Annotated in this window: 12 protein-coding genes; 4 read left to right on the top strand and 8 right to left on the bottom strand. The window is 73.1% G+C overall.

What is annotated here, in order from left to right:
- Nucleotides 1-41: 41 nt before the first annotated feature.
- The 5 genes from J2S55_RS36160 to J2S55_RS36140 all read right to left on the bottom strand — a co-directional run bounded on the left by J2S55_RS36160 (nucleotide 42) and on the right by J2S55_RS36140 (nucleotide 5,224).
- Nucleotides 42-506, bottom strand: a complete 465-nt coding sequence (locus J2S55_RS36160; protein ID WP_306875711.1) for a nuclear transport factor 2 family protein — start codon at nucleotides 504-506, stop codon at nucleotides 42-44.
- A 364-nt stretch (nucleotides 507-870) separates the two neighbouring features.
- Entirely contained in the window at nucleotides 871-1,452 is a 582-nt protein-coding gene (locus J2S55_RS36155) for a TIGR03086 family metal-binding protein (protein ID WP_306870309.1), read from the bottom strand.
- A gap of 182 nt (nucleotides 1,453-1,634) precedes the next feature.
- Nucleotides 1,635-3,245 (bottom strand): prenyltransferase/squalene oxidase repeat-containing protein, encoded by a 1,611-nt coding sequence (locus J2S55_RS36150; RefSeq protein ID WP_306870306.1) that lies wholly within the window; start codon nucleotides 3,243-3,245, stop codon nucleotides 1,635-1,637.
- Between the two features lie 61 nt (nucleotides 3,246-3,306).
- Nucleotides 3,307-4,266 carry a terpene synthase family protein gene (locus J2S55_RS36145; RefSeq protein WP_306870304.1) on the bottom strand — a complete coding sequence of 320 codons (960 nt, stop codon included), beginning with the start codon at nucleotides 4,264-4,266 and terminating at the stop codon, nucleotides 3,307-3,309.
- Nucleotides 4,256-5,224 carry a polyprenyl synthetase family protein gene (locus J2S55_RS36140; protein WP_306870302.1) on the bottom strand — a complete coding sequence of 323 codons (969 nt, stop codon included), beginning with the start codon at nucleotides 5,222-5,224 and terminating at the stop codon, nucleotides 4,256-4,258. The genes J2S55_RS36145 and J2S55_RS36140 overlap by 11 nt, the downstream gene beginning before the upstream one ends.
- 679 nt (nucleotides 5,225-5,903) lie before the next feature.
- Between J2S55_RS36140 and J2S55_RS36135 the strand changes: the two genes are divergently transcribed.
- Genes J2S55_RS36135 through J2S55_RS36120 form a run of 4 tightly spaced genes read left to right on the top strand, consistent with a single transcriptional unit; the run spans nucleotide 5,904 to nucleotide 10,003 of the window.
- Nucleotides 5,904-6,869 carry a 4-hydroxy-3-methylbut-2-enyl diphosphate reductase gene (locus tag J2S55_RS36135; protein ID WP_306870300.1) on the top strand — a complete coding sequence of 322 codons (966 nt, stop codon included), beginning with the start codon at nucleotides 5,904-5,906 and terminating at the stop codon, nucleotides 6,867-6,869.
- Between the two features lie 22 nt (nucleotides 6,870-6,891).
- Entirely contained in the window at nucleotides 6,892-7,611 is a 720-nt protein-coding gene (locus J2S55_RS36130) for a hypothetical protein (RefSeq protein WP_306870297.1), read from the top strand.
- 8 nt (nucleotides 7,612-7,619) lie between these two features.
- Nucleotides 7,620-8,564: a UbiA family prenyltransferase gene (locus tag J2S55_RS36125; protein WP_306870295.1), complete on the top strand. Its 945-nt coding sequence runs from the start codon at nucleotides 7,620-7,622 to the stop codon at nucleotides 8,562-8,564.
- A 56-nt stretch (nucleotides 8,565-8,620) separates the two neighbouring features.
- A complete protein-coding gene (locus tag J2S55_RS36120; protein WP_306870292.1) occupies nucleotides 8,621-10,003 on the top strand; it encodes a cytochrome P450 in 1,383 nt (460 codons plus the stop codon).
- Between the two features lie 15 nt (nucleotides 10,004-10,018).
- Here J2S55_RS36120 and J2S55_RS36115 read toward each other — a convergent pair whose 3' ends face one another.
- The 3 genes from J2S55_RS36115 to J2S55_RS36105 all read right to left on the bottom strand — a co-directional run bounded on the left by J2S55_RS36115 (nucleotide 10,019) and on the right by J2S55_RS36105 (nucleotide 16,237).
- A complete protein-coding gene (locus J2S55_RS36115; protein ID WP_306870289.1) occupies nucleotides 10,019-13,279 on the bottom strand; it encodes an ATP-binding protein in 3,261 nt (1,086 codons plus the stop codon).
- Nucleotides 13,280-13,427: 148 nt separating this feature from the next.
- On the bottom strand, nucleotides 13,428-13,712 hold the full coding sequence (locus J2S55_RS36110) for a hypothetical protein (protein WP_306870287.1): 285 nt from the start codon (nucleotides 13,710-13,712) through the stop codon (nucleotides 13,428-13,430).
- 554 nt (nucleotides 13,713-14,266) lie between these two features.
- Complete coding sequence (locus tag J2S55_RS36105) at nucleotides 14,267-16,237, bottom strand: SWIM zinc finger family protein (RefSeq protein ID WP_306870283.1); 1,971 nt, start codon at nucleotides 16,235-16,237, stop codon at nucleotides 14,267-14,269.
- Nucleotides 16,238-16,258 lie beyond the last annotated feature (21 nt).

Raw genomic sequence — 16,258 nt, 5'->3', positions numbered from 1 at the left:
ACCGGAGGCTGGCGCGGGTCCGGGCCGGACACCGGGTGCCGTCAGAGGCCGAGATCGCTCAGTCCCGGATGGCCGTCCGGGCGGCGCCCCAGGGGCCAATGGTATTTGCGGTCCGAATCCCTGATCAGAAGATCGTTGATGGAGGCGTGTCTCACGCGCATCAGGCCCTGCCCGTCGAACTCCCAGTTCTCGTTGCCGTAGGAGCGGAACCAGTTTCCGGAGTCGTCATGGCATTCGTAGGCGAAGCGCACGGCGATGCGGTTCCCCGCGAAAGCCCACAGCTCTTTGATGAGCCGGTATTCCAGCTCTCTCGACCATTTCCGGCGGAGAAACTCGATGATCTCGTCGCGGCCGTCGACGAACTCGGCGCGGTTGCGCCAACGGGAGTCAGGCGTGTAGCCCTGCGCCACCTTCTCGGGGTCTCGGGTGTTCCACGCGTCTTCCGCCAGCCGGGTTTTCTGGATGGCGGTTTCGAGGGTGAACGGAGGGAGCGGAGGACGTGTCATCTCGTCATCTCCCTGGTCGTGTCGCACGTGGTGAGAGGAGGTCCGCGATGGGAGGAGACCCGCGTTTCCCGTCCGGCGGGACCGTGGCGCACCGGCCGTCACCGGATGCCGGCGCCGCCACGCGTGATCGGCGCACGCCGTCTGTGCCATTTTACGGAACCAGCCGGTCGCGCACATGTCACCGGAGTATGCATTCGATTGATCCTTGGCATCCCGGCGGCCGTCGCGTCGGACGGTGAATGACGGCTCCCGTCCGCCGTACGGCCGGATCCTCACCTGGTCGGCGCCGCCGCCGGGCGGGGTGTGGCGCGCGCCCGGCGGCCGACCGCGGCGGATCCGGCGGCAGCGCTCTGACGCCCTCGTGTCACGCGGACCAGTGGGGGTCGCGGCCGAGGAGCCCGAGGACGCGATGCTGGAGCGGGGCGTCGTCGGGAACCTCGACCTTGGGGCCGAAGACGACGACGCCGGGACGGACGGCCCCGGGGATGCGCAGCTCGTCGGGGATCTGCTGGACGCCGGGCCACATCGCCGCCAGCTCGGCCGGGTCGATCGTGTCGTCCTGCCCGGTGGCACGGGCGAGGTCCCAGCCGTGGAGGACCATGTCGGCGCTGACGACCTGGTCGATGTGCTGCTCGGTGGTGACGTGCCCGGCCGGGCTGTCGACCCCGCTCGCGGCGGCGGCGGGGTCGGCGAGCAGGGCCTCGACGTCGGCGCGCGCCGAGGCGAACGCGGCGAGCGGGTCCTCCTCGACGGTGCGGGCGGGACTGAGCGACCTGCCGAGGGGATAGAGCATCGCGCCGTGCATCTCGACGATGTGGCCGACGACGTCTCTGGCGGTCCACTCGGTGCAGGGGGAGGGGTTGGACCACTGGTCGGGCCTGACGGCGGCCACCTTGGCCGCGAAGATGTCGGCACGGGTCCGGTAGCGGGCGGCGATCTCGCTCATGGGCGCTCCTGTTCTCGTCGGTCTCGCTTGGACGGTACAGCGGATCCATGACAAGATCCGGCCGGTCCGTCAACCCGTGACAGGCGGGTCCGGCGCCGGCGGGGCCTTGAGGGACGGCGATGAACCTCCACCCGCGGCCTCAGTCCTGGCGGCGGGCCTTCATGGTCGCCGACGAAGGCCGGTCATTTGATCGAGGACGTCGAGACATCCGACATCAATCGGCTCTGCTCGGCGAGGTGCAGGGCGGCCAGCCGTACGGCCCGGCAGATGGCCGTCGGAGCGTACAGCTCCTTCGCCTGCCACAGGGGAGGGTGCCTGTCGGGGTCTTCGCCCCGCAGGAAGGCGTGGCCACGGGCGGCGGCCCGCCGCGTCCGCGGGTCGGCCCGCCCGGACCGGGTGCGCAGCAGGATGTGAACGGCGTAGGCGGTCTCTTCGCCGGTGGCTCCCCACCTCCCCCATGAGCCGTCGGCGTTCTGGGTGGCGAGGGTCCACCCGACCGCCCGGCGCACCGCGTCCCCGGCGCCGCCGTCCGTCACCGGGTCCAGGGCGAGCGCGCAGTGGGCGGTCGCGTAGTAGGGAGAGGCGTGCCATTTGTCCGACCAGGAGCCGTCCTGGTGCTGGACACCCACCAGCCATCCGACGATCCTGGCCATCGCGGCGCGGTGGCGTCCGGTGCCGTCGGAGGTCCGCGCGACATGCTCGGCGAACGCCTCCAGGACATGGGCGTTGGCCGTGGGCGACGGCGTGCGCTCCCCCTGCCAGCAGCAGAAATGGTCCTCCAGCTCGAACTCCCACAGGCAGGCCGGGTCCCGCGGACGGCCGAGCCGGGCCAGAGTCGCCAGCCCCGCGCCGGTGGTGTCGGCGTCGGAGGGAAGGCCCGGCGCCCCGCCCATCGCACCCGCCTCCAGGGCGTGCTCCAGGTCCGCGACGAGGGAGGCCGGCACGCTTATGTCGACACCCGCTCCGAGCAGGGCCCCGAGGGTCCAGATCCGCTCGAACCCCTGGAGCGGGAACGTTCCCGGCACCGCTCCGTCATGATCGGCGCCCGCCGATTCCAGGTAGGCGATCGAGGCCGGCTCGTCGGCCGGCGGGTCGCCCAGCCACGCCGCGGTGGCGGCCGGAGAGCAGGAGACCGCGCCGCCGACCGGCCGGACCGACCGCGCGGCGCGGGCCAGGCTGCCCATGATCTCCAGGGAGTGCCACAGCTTCGCGGGTGCGTCCCCGCTCACGCGCAGGTGCTCCCGGGCCTTGGCCAGGGTCTCCGGGGCCGAGCCCGGCGGCGGGGCGAACCGGGCGGCGCGGGTCCAGCCGTCAAGGCCGGTGACCGGGTCGTCGGCGAGTCGGTCGAGGTGGGCGTTCACCTCAGCCGTCAGCGCGGGGGCGATGAGTTCGGCGGCCACCGTGTCCGGCAGCCGCGCGGGATCGCTCCGACGGAGCAGCGTCCGCAGCGCGGACAGGCCGCGGCCGGCGGCCGCGGCGAGCCGCCCGCGCTCGACGGCGGAGGCGTCCCGGCGCCGCAGGACGGTCAGCAGCGCTTCGGTCGCGCTCAGCGTCGGGATCAGGGCGTAATCGTCCGGGCCGCCCCAGGTGCCGTCCGGCTGCTGGCTGGAGAGCAGGAAGCGCACCCTCCCTTCGGCGTTGGGCAGCCAGGGGGCCAGCGTGTTCACGCGCCCGGTGTCGTAGATCGACGGAGAGTTCTCCCCCAGGGGATGGGCTGTCAGTCCGGCCAGCACGGCGTCGGCGGCCGACGGTGCGGGCCGGATCCCGGCAGTCGGGGATGTTCTGTCTGGCATCTGTCCTCCAAGCGTGTTGCGGACAAGCGTGTTGCGGAGGTCGCGGACCGGTGCCCGGTGCTCAGCCGGTGTGACCAGCGTCGAACCGCTGGTACATGCGGACGCTCCAGACCAGGTGGCGCTCCAGGGCCGCGGCGGCGCCCGGGGAGACCTCCGCCAGTGGCCGGAGCCGCCGGCGGCAGCGGTCCACGTGCCGCACCAGCAGCTCGACGAGGTCTTGTGGGGCGCAGCCCAGGGCGAGCGCGTCTAGGGTCCCCTCGGCCTGCTCCCGGTCGTGTCCGCGCAGGTCGTTGGCGAGCCGGACGGCGACCGAGGCGTCGCGCAGCGGACGCCACAGGTCCGGGAGACGGGCGGGCAGGTCCGGCTCCTCCATGGCCGACCACGCCGCCGTGACCGTCATGGCCAGGCCGATGCTGCCGGTGGCGTGGTGCAGGTACTCCGCGAGGAGAGGGGGCCGGCCGCCGCGTGCGACGGCGTCGGCCGCGTGACGTTCGAAACGTGTGCCCACCAGGCATGCGGTGGCGGCCCGGCGCCACCAGCCGTACACCGCCTCGCCCGACGGCCCGCCGCGGACGCCGTCGCGGATCTCGGCCAGCGCGACCGCCAGCGGATCGTCGGCGCCGGGCGCCCTGCCGTCGACGACCGCCAGGCAGCGCGTCACCCCGGCGTCCACGGCCGCGGCGTCACCGCCGGGACCGTCTGACCAGGCGTCGAGGGCGAGCAGCCAGAACGCTGTCCGGGCCGTCGGGGAGCAGGCGGGCGCCGACAGCCACGGAGTGCAGTTGGCCGCGGTCAGCGAGCACAGCGCCGCCGCCCCAGGGTCGAGCGGGAGGCCGATCCGGCCGGCCCACGCCCGCAGGTGGCCGACCAGCTGGACGGCGGTCACCGAGGCGTCCGCCGCGGCCCGCACCTCCATGGAGCCGTGCGCGTCCACCGCTCCGGCGAGCACACCGTCCACGGCGGACCACCGCGGGTCCGGCGGGCCCTCGCCCACGGCGGGCGGGACTGTCTCAGCGGTCACGGCGCACCGCCCAGGACGCGATCATGGCCAGTTCCGCGCGGGCCGCCGGGCCGGGCTCGGCGCGGTCCAGACAGGCCAGCGCGGCGCCGATCTGGGTCTCCGCCTCCGCCTCGGCCTCGATCCGGCCGCCGGCCCGTTCGACCAGATCGGTCATCAGCACGCACTCCTGCGGACTCGGGGGCTGCGGCCGGTGGTACATCTCGGCGAGGGAGCGGCCCGCCTCCCCCGGGTGGGCCAGCGCGGCGAGCACCGGGAAGGTCTTCTTGCGCGCGGCGATGTCGCTGCCCACCGGCTTGCCGGTGCGCTCGGCGCGGCCCCAGATGCCCAGCACGTCGTCGGCGCACTGGAAGGCGATCCCGAGGTGCCGGCCGAACCGCCCGAGTTCCTCCGCGCGGTCCGCCGACGATCCGCCCAGGAGCGCTCCGATGGCGCACGCCCCGCCGAGCAGCGCCCCGGTCTTGCCCTCCGCCATCGACCGGTACTCCTCGACGGTGATGTCGCCGCGGTTGGCGAACGCCACGTCCTGGCTCTGTCCGCGCATCAGGTCGGTCAGCGTCCGGATCAGCACCTCAAGTGCCGCCGCGTCGTGCGTCTGGCTCAGCGTCCGCAGCGCCAGTGCCCACATGGCGTCACCGGCCAGTACGGCCTGGCCCGTTCCGAACCGCACCCACGCCGCGGGGCGGTGCCGCCGCACGCGGTCCTCGTCGATCACGTCGTCGTGCAGCAGGGAGAACTCATGGACCAGCTCCACGGCCACCGCGCCCGGGACCGCGCGCCGTACGTCTCCGCCGACGGCACGGCATCCGGCCAGCACCAGCGCCGAACGCAGCGCCTTGCCCGCGGCGACGGCGGAGCCGCCGGACAGGCCGAGATGGTAGTCCGCGACCTGCCGGACCGGTTCGGGAAGGGTGGCGACGGCCTGGCGGAGAGCCGGGCGCACCAGCTCGTCCACGTCCACGGGGGCGGTGAGGCGGGGATGGGTGTCACACGGCCGTGGGGACGGTATCCGGCCATGGATGTCGGGTGTCGACGTTCTACCGTGCTCAAGAAACATCGGGAGTCTCCTGGGAGCGGCCCACTGGAGGGCGAGAACCGGGCATGACGGGACGGCGTCACGCTGTCTTACGGTTCTTGTGAACCGCTTGGAGTGACCGGGAGCGCTTCCTCGCCCGGCCGCCGAAAGGGGACGGACCGGGCTCACCGGCGGAACCGGTCGGCGGGAGCTTCCGGCGGGCCGGCGCTGCCCGTCGTCGTACCGGCCCGCCGGCGACCTCCTCCCACAGGCCGCCCCAAGTCGTCTTGAGCGGTTCCCAAGCGCACGGGGAGATCGTGTGCCGGTCGTCCGGCCCCGTGAGATCCGCGGAGGTCCCGGCATCTGCAGGCGTTTCCCGACCGCGAAGAGCGAGCCGAAAGGAAAGCGCACGACCGTGTTGGCCGATATACGCGCACCCGGAGATCCGCGAGCCCTCACTCCGGCGCGACCGGCTCGAATCAGCATGGAGATTCGGGAGATCCTGCGCGCGCTCGCCCGCCACGCGCATCCCGACGACGTCCTCATCAGCCTGTGAACCCTTGTGAACCGGTTCTCCCACCTTGTGAACCGGACTTCGAAGCCGTGTGTGAAGGAGGCGGGGACGATGAGTCCCAAGCGCGTGCTACTGGCCAGGCCGCACGGTTACTGCGCCGGTGTGGACCGCGCCGTGCAGGCCGTGGAGAAGGCCCTCGACGTGTACGGGCCACCGGTCTACGTACGTAAGGAGATCGTGCACAACCGGCACGTGGTCGAGACCCTGAAGGCCCGCGGCGCCGTCTTCGTCGAGGACAACCATGAGGTGCCCGAGGGCGCCGTGGTCGTCTTCTCCGCGCACGGCGTGGCACCGGAGGTGCACTCCTCGGCCGCCGCGCGGGCGCTGAGGACCATCGACGCGACCTGTCCGCTGGTGACCAAGGTGCACAACGAGGCGCGCCGGTTCGCCGCCGAGGACTACGACATCCTCCTCATCGGGCATCAGGGGCACGAGGAGGTGGTCGGCACCACCGGTCAGGCGCCGGACCGCATCCACGTGGTCGACGGCCCGCAGGACGTGGCCGGCGTCACGGTCCGCGACCCGGCGAAGGTGGCCTGGCTGTCGCAGACCACGCTCTCGGTGGACGAGACGATGCAGGCGGTGGAGCGGCTCAGGGAACGCTTCCCGCTCCTGCAGTCGCCGCCGAGTGACGACATCTGCTACGCCACCCAGAACCGGCAGCAGGCGGTGAAGCAGATCGCGCCCTCCTGCGACGTGGTCGTCGTCGTGGGCTCGGGCAACTCCTCGAACTCGCTGCGTCTGCGCGAGGTGGCCCTCGGCGCGGGCGCCCGTGCCGCGTACCTGGTCGACTTCGCCCACCAGATCGACGAGACGTGGCTGCTGGAGGCGGACACGGTGGGTGTCACGGCGGGCGCCTCGGTCCCGGCCGGACTGGTCGAGGACGTGCTCGACCGGCTGGCCGGCCACGGGTTCACCGACGTGTCGGAGGTGGCCGCCACGCGGGAGACCACCGTGTTCGCCCTGCCGCAGGAACTCAGAGCCGACATCCGCAGGTCGCGGACCCGAGAAGACTGATCGCACCGGATCGGAAGAGGAAATGGACGTCTACCAGGTCCCGGAAGTGCTGACCAACATCGACGCGCATCCGGCGACGGTGCTCTTGGCCGGGGCGATCGCCAACACCGGCGCCTACCTGCTGTACATCGAGGGCATCCGGCTGGGATTCCGGCACAGGACATTCGCCGTCCCGGTGTTCGCCAACATGTATTTCTTCGCGCACGACGTGCTGTTCGTCGTCCTCTTCGACCACTGGTTCAACGAGGTGGACCACTGGCTGTTCAAGATGTTCTGGGCCGCTCTCCTGGTCTTCAGCGTGCTGGAGTGCGTGGTCCACTACCAGACGCTCAAGTTCGGCCGCCGGGAACTCTTCCCCGGCCTCGACCCGCGTCAGTACGTCGTCGCCTACGCCGCGATGCAGGCGGCGGTCATCGTGCTGCTGTGGTTCGTCTACACCCACCTGGGCGACCCGCTGTTCCTGCTCACCTTCTCCACCACGATCATCGTCGCCATCGTGTGGTACATCCCCCTGCTGCTCAGGCGGCGCAGCCGCGAGGGACAGTCGTTCCTGATCGCGATCGCCCTGGTGCTGTTGAACGCCTACTTCTTCATGTTCCTGCCGCTGATGTCGGACGCCTTCGCCGCCCCGGTCTACCACGCCGCCGGGACGGTCACGACGGCGCTGAGCGTGATCTACCTGTGGCTGCTCACCCGCTATCCGGCCTACGTGGGCCGGGATGCGCCGCAGCCGGTGGGGTGAGGCGACCCATGACTTTCTCGGGCGGAAGCGGACAGGCGGTGACGGCCGGCTCGCGACAGGCGCACCGACCCGCCGCCCGCCCGGCGGCGCTCTCCCGGGTGCTCCACGAGGCCGTTGTGACCTGGCGGTTCGTCTACCGGGATCTCAGCAGCACGGTCATCCCCGTCTGGCTGTTCGGGGGCGCGGCGGCCGTCCACCACGGGCTGCCGCCGGCCTCCGCTCTGGCGGCCGCGGGGAGGAGCACTGTGTGGGCGCTCCTGTACCTCTACACCTTCTGCGTGTCCAACCAGATCTCCGGGGTCGAGGAGGACCGCGTCAACAAGCCGGACCGGCCGCTGGCGAGCGGGGCGGTGACCGTCGCGGGCGCGTGGCTCCGCTGGTGGGCGGCGACGGCCGCGTTCGCTGTCACGGGGCTCCTGCTCGGCGTGCCCGGATGGACGTTCGCGTGGCTGGCGGTGACGGTCCTGCACAACTTCGCCGGCTGGAGCCGCTGGGGGCCCGCCAAGAACCTGTGCATGGTCCTGGGCACGATCGTCCAGCTCGCCGCCGCCTGGACGACGGCCGGTCCGCTGGACGGCACCGCTTGGCGGTGGATCCTCGCCGTATCGGTGATCATCGGGGGCGCCGGGATGCACGTCCAGGACCTGCGGGACATGGCGGGCGACCGGCTGGCGGGCCGCCGGACGCTCCCCCTGCTGTTCGGGGAGGACGCGACCCGGCGTCACCTGGCAGTGGTCATGGCCGCGATGCCGCTCCTGCTCGCGCCCGTCCTCTACGCGCCCGAGGGGGAACCCCTCACGGCCGCCGTGTGCGCGTTCTTCCTCGCCACCGTGTGCTGGAGGATCGCCTGGCGGGTCATCCGGCTGCGCGGGGCCGGAGACGACCACCGCACCTACATGCTCTACACCTACATGTTCTGCTACGTGCTGCTGAGCGGGATGTTCGTGCTGTGAGAAGACCCGGGCGGTGGATGTCTCCCGGGAGGCGACGACGAGGATGCGGAGAGAAGATGTCCGTCCATGACGGTGGTGACACGCTGGTCCGGCGGGCCGCGGCCATCCCTTTCCACCGGGTGCTGCGGAGGCTTGCGAGGGGTCCGTTGAAGGCGCTCGCCGAGATCGGCGGGGAGGCGCGGGGCGAGGTGGTCCGCCTCGGTCTCGGACCGTTCCGGCCTTACCTGGTGACCCACCCCGACCACGTGCAGCAGGTCATGCGCGGCGGCTGGTCCGAATTCGCGCGGGAGGGGATGTTCTGGCGCCCGCTCCGGCGCGTTCTCGGCACCACCGTCATCGGAGAGGGGCCGGCGTGGGAGTCCAGCCGGAAGATCCTTCAGCCCTTGTTCACCGCACGGTATGTGGCGTCGCTGGCGGAGGGCCTGGCGGGTGCCGTCACGGAGTCCGTGGACGAGCTTGACGAGGTGGCCCGGTCCGGGCGCCCGATCGACGCCGCCGAGGAGATGGCCGCCATCGTGAACAGGGCCGTCGTCCGCGCTCTGTTCGGGGACAAGATCTCCCGCGCGGACGGTGAGCTGCTGGCGCCGGCGCTCGACGCGGCCGCCACTTCGATGGGGCTGCGACTGCTCATGCCGTCCATCCCGTATTCGGTGAGGGTGCCGGGAGATCGGGCGGTGACGGCGGCCACCGCGGTGGTGGACGGAGTCGTGTACCCGCTGATCTCCAAGGCGCGGGCCGGGCACGACGAGGGGCCGGACATCGTCTCCGCCCTGTGCCGGGCCCGCGCCGCTGACCAGGACGGGGACCGGCGCATACGGGACGACCTCGTCGGGATCTACGTGGGGGCCACCGAGACCACGGCGACGGCCCTCACCTGGCTCTGGCCGGTGCTGAAGGACCACCCCGAGGTGTACGCCCGGCTCGTCGACGAGATCGACCGCGTCGTCGGCCCCGGCCCGGTCCGCCCGTCACATGTTCCGGAACTCCGCTACACGAAGAGCGTCCTGCAGGAGCTGCTCCGCCTGTATCCGGTGGCCTGGCTCTGGTCGCGGACGGCCGTCGGACCCGCCGAGCTCGGCGGAGTGCGGATCGAAGCCGGCGCGCAACTGCTGATCAGCCCCTACGCCACTCACCGGCTGGACGAGTTCTGGGACCGGCCGGCCGACTTCGACCCGGAACGCTTCGCGCCCGGCGCCGCCACGCGCCGTCACCGCTACGCCTACTTCCCGTTCGGCGGCGGCCCGCACCAGTGTCTCGGCCGGCACCTGTTCTACCTGGAAGCTCCCTTGATCATCGCCGCCGTCCTGCGCCGCTTCCGACCGGTGGTGCGCGGCGCCGGGCCCTTCACCCCTTTTCCCGCCGTGACGTTGCGCCCCAGGCAGAAGGTGGAGCTGGACCTCCTCCCACGCACGCCGCGGGCTCGGGACCCGCTGATCTGATCTCCCGCCGCGGGCTCAGCACTTGCTGAGCTGGTAGGAGGCGCCCGCCGACAGCCGCCGCAGCATCTGCTGCCCGGCCTCGGCGCGGTCGCGCCACCAGGTGAGCCCGTTCCGCTCCGCCAGCCGCATGAGCCCGGCGAGGTGCCGGCCGGTCGCGTCACGGTCGCCCATGGCGACGGCGAGCAGGGTCAGGTACCACTCCACCGGGCCCATGCAGACCACCGCCGACAGCGCCGAGATCCGTCCCCTGTAGGGCAGCAGCCTGGCGTAGGTCTCGCGGCAGGCCGTGAGATCGCCGACCCTCGCCTGCGCCGCCCCTTGCAGGCAGGTCATGGACAGCCATGACCAGTCGAAGGGAGGAGCCGTCCAGCCGCGGGCCGCCAGCGCCTGTGCCTCCGTGAGGTCACCCCGGGCGCACAGGTGCAGGATCCGGGCGTCGTGCTCCATGGTCGGGTGGACGCCGGCGATCGCGTCGACCAGCGGCCCGGCCTCGGCCATGGTGCCCTGCGCGCAGCGCATCGCGATGCGGCCCATGGCCACCGCCTTGCGCGCGTGCCACACGCCGATGCGCTCGGCGTGCCGTCCGGCCTGGTCGTGCAGTGCCCCCGCGTCGTGGAACCGGCCGGCCAGGGCGAGCCGGTTGGCCTGCCACAGGGTGTGCTGGAAACGGGGCCAGGGAAGGGAGAGGCGTTCCAGCAGCGCCTCGCAGCGGGCGGCCGCCCGGTCGGCGCCGGGCAGGTCGGCCAGCTCCAACCTGTTGTGGGTGTACATCATCTGGGCGAGCAGCTCGAACCCCGGCATCCGGCTGCGTACGGCCAGCTCGTGGATCTCATCGGTGATCTTCAGCAGCTCGGGGACGTGCAGGGGCTGGGGCAGCGACAGGTGCCGGGCGTTGAGCATCTGCATGAGCAGCAGGGGGTCGTCCAGGCGGCGGGCCATCGCGACGGCCCGCGCGGACAGGACATGGCCGCGCGGGTCGTCGCTGCCGTCGTAGAACTCCTGGGCCAGGCCGCCCAGCAGGCGGGCCCGTAGCGGGCTGTCCGCTCCGGGGAGCTCGTGCAGCGCGATCTCGAAACGGTGCACCAGCCGCAGTTCGACCGCCTCGTAGGGGTCGCGGAGCGTCCACAGGGCGGGGGCGCCGAGCGCGGTCAGCGCGCGGGCGGTGAGTTCCGGGTCCGTCTCGGCCCGGCCGGCCGCCCGTACGGCCTCCGCCCTGACCCGCCGCGCGCCGATGGCGTCGCCGGCCTCCAGCAGCGCGTGCACCTGCCGCAGCAGCAGCTCCACGTGCTTGTCGGGGTCCCCCGCCGAGGAGTCGTGAGCCTTGATCGCCAGGTTCCACCACGTCGCGGCCTCCTCGTAGGCCAGGCGCAGGCCCGCCTCCTCGGCCGCCGCCGAGGCCCAGCGCACCGCCTCGCCGTACGCCGCCGGCCCGGCCTGCACCGCGTGATGGGCGATGACGGCGACGTCGGTGCCGGGCCGGGCCGACAGGGCGGTCATCACCTCGCGGTGGATCGCGGCTCTGCGCAGCGGGAGGATGTCGCGGACGAGGGCCTCGCGGACCAGGTCGTGGGCGAAGGCCATCCGCGTGGCGCGCGGCACGAGCAGCCCGGCCTGGACCGCCTGGTCCAGGAGGTGGTACGCCTCGGCCTGGGCGACCTCCGCGACGACGGCGGGGTCGAAGTCCCGGCCGATCACCGCGGCGACGCCGAGGACCTCCCCCGCCTGCGGCCCGAGCCCGGCGAGCCGCTGCCGGACCAGCTCGGCGACGGCCATGGGCACCGTGTCGGGGGTGTGCCCCTGGACCATCAGCCGGGCCGTCTCCCGGACGAAGAACGGATTGCCACCGGTCTGGTCGGTCAGGCGGCGGGAGGCCTCCTCGTCCATGTCCGCGCCCATGTCCCGTGCGACGGCCCGCACGGCGTCGGAGCCGAGACCCGTGAGCCGGATCCGCAGCAAGTCGTAGCGGGCGAGCCGGCCCAGCGCGTCATGCGCGGACTCGTTGGGGAAGGCCGTGTCCCGCAGGGCCGTCACCAGCGTGAGAGGGACGGCGTCCGCGCGCCCGCGGAGCAGTGTGATCACGTCTCTGAGCAGTTCGAGCGAGGCCGGATCGGCCCACTGCAGATCGTCCAGGATGATGACGAGGGGCCGGTCGGCCGCGGCCGCGGCCAGCCACTGCGCGATGGCCTGGTTGCGGCGGAGCAGTGCCGCGTCGGTGGACCCGGTGGGCCGCTCGTCGTCGAGCAGACCGGCCATGGCCCGCCGGTCGGGGGCCGGGTGGCACTGGTCGAGCGCTCCGAGCACCTGCGACCACGGCCACAGGGCGGGCGTGCCCTGCGTGTCGTGGCAGCGCCCCCAGAGCACGAGGTGGCCGAGATCTGCGCACCGGTCACCGAACGCCTCCAGCAGGCAGGTCTTGCCGATGCCGGCTTCACCGCTCACCGTGGCCAGCGACAGGCCGCCGTGGACCGGTAGCGCGGCCAGCTTCGCGAACTGCTCCTCCCGGCCGCGCAGTGGGTGAGCCGCAGGGGTGAGGTCGACCTGGGCGACGGTGATCGGGCTGAGCGCCTCGACCTGCCGGAGGATGTCAGCCTCCAGAGCGCGCAGCTCCGGTCCCGGGTTCAGGCCCAGCTGATCGACCAGCACCTTCCCGGCGTGACGCAGTACGGCGAGCGCGTCGGCCTGGCGTCCGGTGCGGTACAGGCCCAGCGCGAGCAGGCACCACAGCCGCTCGCGCAGCGGGTTCGCGGCCGTCTCCACCTCCAGGTCGGGAATCAGCGCCTGCGGACGGCCGAGATCCAGCAGCGTCTGCGCCCGCCGTTCGATCGCCACCAGCCGCAGCTCCCGCAGCCGGTTCACCTCGGTGACCGCCCAGATCTCGTCGGAGAACTCCCCGTACGGCGTGCCTCGGCACAGCCGCAATGCCTCGTCCAGCGAAGCCAGCGCCTCAGCCGTGGAGCGGGACTCGGAGCGGTTCACCAGATCGGTGAAGCGGATCGCGTCGACGTCCGCCGCCGCGAGGAGATACCCGGGCGCCCTCCCGATCAGCAGCCGGGGCTGGGCACGCGGGGGACGGTGCGGCTCGATGACCCGGCGCAGGTTGGACACATACGACTGCAGCGTCTGCAGCGCACTCGGCGGTGGGGCGTCGCCGTACAGGTCGTCGATCAGCGTGCCGCTGGAGACGATCCCGCCACCGGCGGCCAGGAGCCGGGCGAGTACGGCGCGCTGCCGTGGTCCGCCGAGGTCGACCGAGGCCCCGTCGTGGTGAACCTCCAAAGGACCAAGAATCCGGAATTCCACCTTAACCACCTATGGATCGGCACTACGAACGGAGCCACTTCGACGGAACGCCTGCTGCCCGCACCGACGGTGCCGTCCCGCATGAATCTCCTCCGGTGCTGGACTTACCGCTGCTCAGCGGCCCCTACAGCCTGGGGACCGCGATCGGGACCAGCCGCCGCATGATCCGCGTCGTGCGCACGTGATGCTCCGTCGATCTCGAGATCAGCATGCGCAGTGTGGCCGGTGCGTCTTGCAAGACGGTGGGAGATGACTGGGAGCCGGCTTCAAGCGGCGGCTCAGCCGTCACCGTCCCGACGGGCGCCATGTCCCTGGCGCACTTGATGTCACCGTTACCGGGGCCCATGGCGACCGGGGGATCGTAGGCGGACAGGATGGCGCCGCCCGGAATCCCGGAGGCGGTGTCCACCCGAGCTCCTCCACTGCCCTGACCAGGGCTTGGGCACCTGTCATCCGTTCAGTCATCAGCTGTTCCTCGTATGGCTGGGTGTGTTCTGGGCTGTGGAGGCGCATGAAGCGGAGGCACATGAAAACGCCCCGTCCGCGAGGGCGGATCCGGGGCGGCGCGCGGGCGGCGTACTCCGTCAGCCGCCCGCGCGCCCGCGAAGTACGACGAGCATCCCTCTGCGACGCGTGGTGGTGACCATGGCTGCTCCCGACGAAAACGGACCTGCTCATATGAGCACCGGGGCCGCGGCCCTCCGTCTCCGCGTAGGAGGCGGAGGGCCGCGGCCCCCGCTTCTGCTCCGACCGCTGGAAGAACGGCGGGGCCTTGCTCCCTTGCGCGCCGTCCCTCCAGCGGCAGCCATGATGCCGACCGGCACTTGTGGCTGACTTGTAGCCGTTCCCAATGGCCTGCGACCGTCCCCGGCGTACGCCGACGGCCCGGGTCGGAGATCCGCGGGCCCGGCCGAGGACGGTCGCGGGCCCGCGGGACCGCCGGTTCCGCGCCGAGGCGGTCGGTCAAGCCTCGGCGGCCTGCCAGGACGCCTCGACCAGGGCCTGCTCCGCGGCCGCGAGGTGGATCGCGGTCGCCAGCCATGCCCACGCGTACCCGTCGGGGCCGGAGTCCGTCAACCGCCCGAACACGTCGCGGCCTCGGCGGTCGGCCTCGGCGGTGAGCGCGGCGGCCAGCTCGGCGGCGGCGGCGAACCCCGCCCGGCGCAGCGGAACCCCCTGGTCGCGGGAGTCGCCGCGCGCGCTCTCGGCGACCGCCCGCCGGCCCCCGGCGACGGCGAGCTCGACCAGCCGCCGGACCCGCCACAGTGGGGCGTCGGCCACCGGGTCCGCCGCCGCCTCGGAGTCCGCCTGCCACGGCGGGCAGACGTCAGGCGGCGGGAGATGAGCGCCCTGCAGGCGGTCGTACCCGAGGTCAGCGTGGCCCTGCCATTCGGCGGGGAGCCGCAGTGTCGCCTCGGCCCCCGGCACCGGTCCGACCGCGAGCGGGCGCAGGGTGGCCGCCCGGTCGGGGTCCAGCCTGGCGACCACCCGTACGAGCATGCCGGGTCGGGAGGCGAGCTGCCGCAGGTTGGCGACGTGGGCCAGGGACGGATGGGAACCGGCCGCGACGAGCCGGATCAGCGGGCCGTCGGACCGTACGGTCGTCGGCGGCTGCCGCGCCGGACCGTCGGCCTCCGGCTCGGGTCCCTCCGGCGGCACGCCGGCGGGCAGCAGCTCGCGGGCGAGCACGTGATCGCCCGCGGCGCCGACGATCACCAGATCGCACCCGACCGGTTCTCGGACCCTCTCCTCCATCTCCGACTCGCTCCAGGCGCTCGCGGAGAGCCGCGCGCCGACCGCCGCGGCCAGCGGCCGGGCGAACATGGCGGCCAGCGGTCCCGCTGTCCACGACATGCCGGTGATCGGGGTGGCGCGCACGCCGCCACCCGCCCCGAGACGGCCGTCCGCCGAGACCGTCGCCCCGGCGATCAGCAGGCCCGCCCGCGCCAGCTGCGCGTGGTTCAGCGTGGCCGGGCCGATGGCGACGGGCGCGGTGGCGGCGCCACGGGCACGGGCCGGCCCGCCCGGCTTGACGTCGGCCACCGAGAACCAGCGGCCGTCCTCCGTGACGAGGTGGGTGACCACACCGCCGTAGCCGGTTCCGCTGATCACCGGCTCCCGGAAGACGCCGTGGACGCGCAGGCTCCCGCCCGGCTGGTAGCTCCGGCGGACGTCGCCGATCAGCACCGGGTCGGGGTCGGCCGCGGCCAACCGGCCCGCGGTGAGCAGGAGGTCGCGGAGTGCGGACACCAGGTCCGCCAGGCGGTGGCCGTCGTGGCGGCCACGCGCCGCCCGCAGGTCGCGGACGGCGCGCAGGGCGGCGGCCTCGGCCCTGGGCAGCCCGGCCAGGCGCGCGGTATGAGCGGCCCTGAGCAGTTCCGCCTGGGGTACCGCGCCCGCCGCGGGCACCCCGGCCGACAGCACGGCGGCAGCGGCGGCCCACAGACCCGAGGCGGCGGCGACCTGCGCGGCGGTGGGCCCCGCGACCGCGCCGCTCCCGGTCCCGGCGGGTGACGGATCGGCACGCGCGACGGGGTTCCCCGCCCCGGAGCCGCGGTCGCCGAGCGGCCCGGGCACCACGTCCGCGGCTGCGCCGGCGCCGGCGGCTGTGTCTGTGCCGGCGGCTGTGTCCGGGGCCGCGGCCACGCCTGCGTCCGCGTCCGCAGCCGCGTCGGCGTCGGCCACCGGGCAGGCGCTGAGCACGGCCGCGCGGTGCAGGCACCGTGGTGCCAGGAGGCAGCTGCACCGTGCCTGGCCGTCGTCGACGATCGCGCCCGACGCCCCTGGCGAGAGGGTGACCACCGCGTCCTCGCCGCAGCCGATCCGGATGTCCGTGCCGTCGGCGACGGCGGGCGTGGCGGCATACTGCTCGATCGCCGCGTCAAGCTTCTTGCGGAGCCTGGAGGTGAGGCTCTCGACGGCCGCGGCGACCACGTGCGGCGCCGCCGGTGGGAG

The sequence above is a fragment of the Streptosporangium brasiliense genome, assembly GCF_030811595.1.
Classification (GTDB): Bacteria; Actinomycetota; Actinomycetes; order Streptosporangiales; family Streptosporangiaceae; genus Streptosporangium; species Streptosporangium brasiliense.
Note: the sequence above shows the minus strand (reverse complement) of the source record. Positions and strands in the feature narration are given on the sequence as shown.

Bases quoted from the DNA above. Each gene is read 5' to 3' on its own strand.
- J2S55_RS36130 (WP_306870297.1), top strand. From the start codon at position 6,892: ATGGACGTCTACCAGGTCCCGGAAGTGCTGACCAACATCGACGCGCAT.
- J2S55_RS36125 (WP_306870295.1), top strand. From the start codon at position 7,620: ATGACTTTCTCGGGCGGAAGCGGACAGGCGGTGACGGCCGGCTCGCGA.
- J2S55_RS36135 (WP_306870300.1), top strand. From the start codon at position 5,904: ATGAGTCCCAAGCGCGTGCTACTGGCCAGGCCGCACGGTTACTGCGCC.
- J2S55_RS36150 (WP_306870306.1), bottom strand. From the start codon at position 3,245: ATGCCAGACAGAACATCCCCGACTGCCGGGATCCGGCCCGCACCGTCG.
- J2S55_RS36160 (WP_306875711.1), bottom strand. From the start codon at position 506: ATGACACGTCCTCCGCTCCCTCCGTTCACCCTCGAAACCGCCATCCAG.
- J2S55_RS36120 (WP_306870292.1), top strand. From the start codon at position 8,621: ATGTCCGTCCATGACGGTGGTGACACGCTGGTCCGGCGGGCCGCGGCC.
- J2S55_RS36155 (WP_306870309.1), bottom strand. From the start codon at position 1,452: ATGAGCGAGATCGCCGCCCGCTACCGGACCCGTGCCGACATCTTCGCG.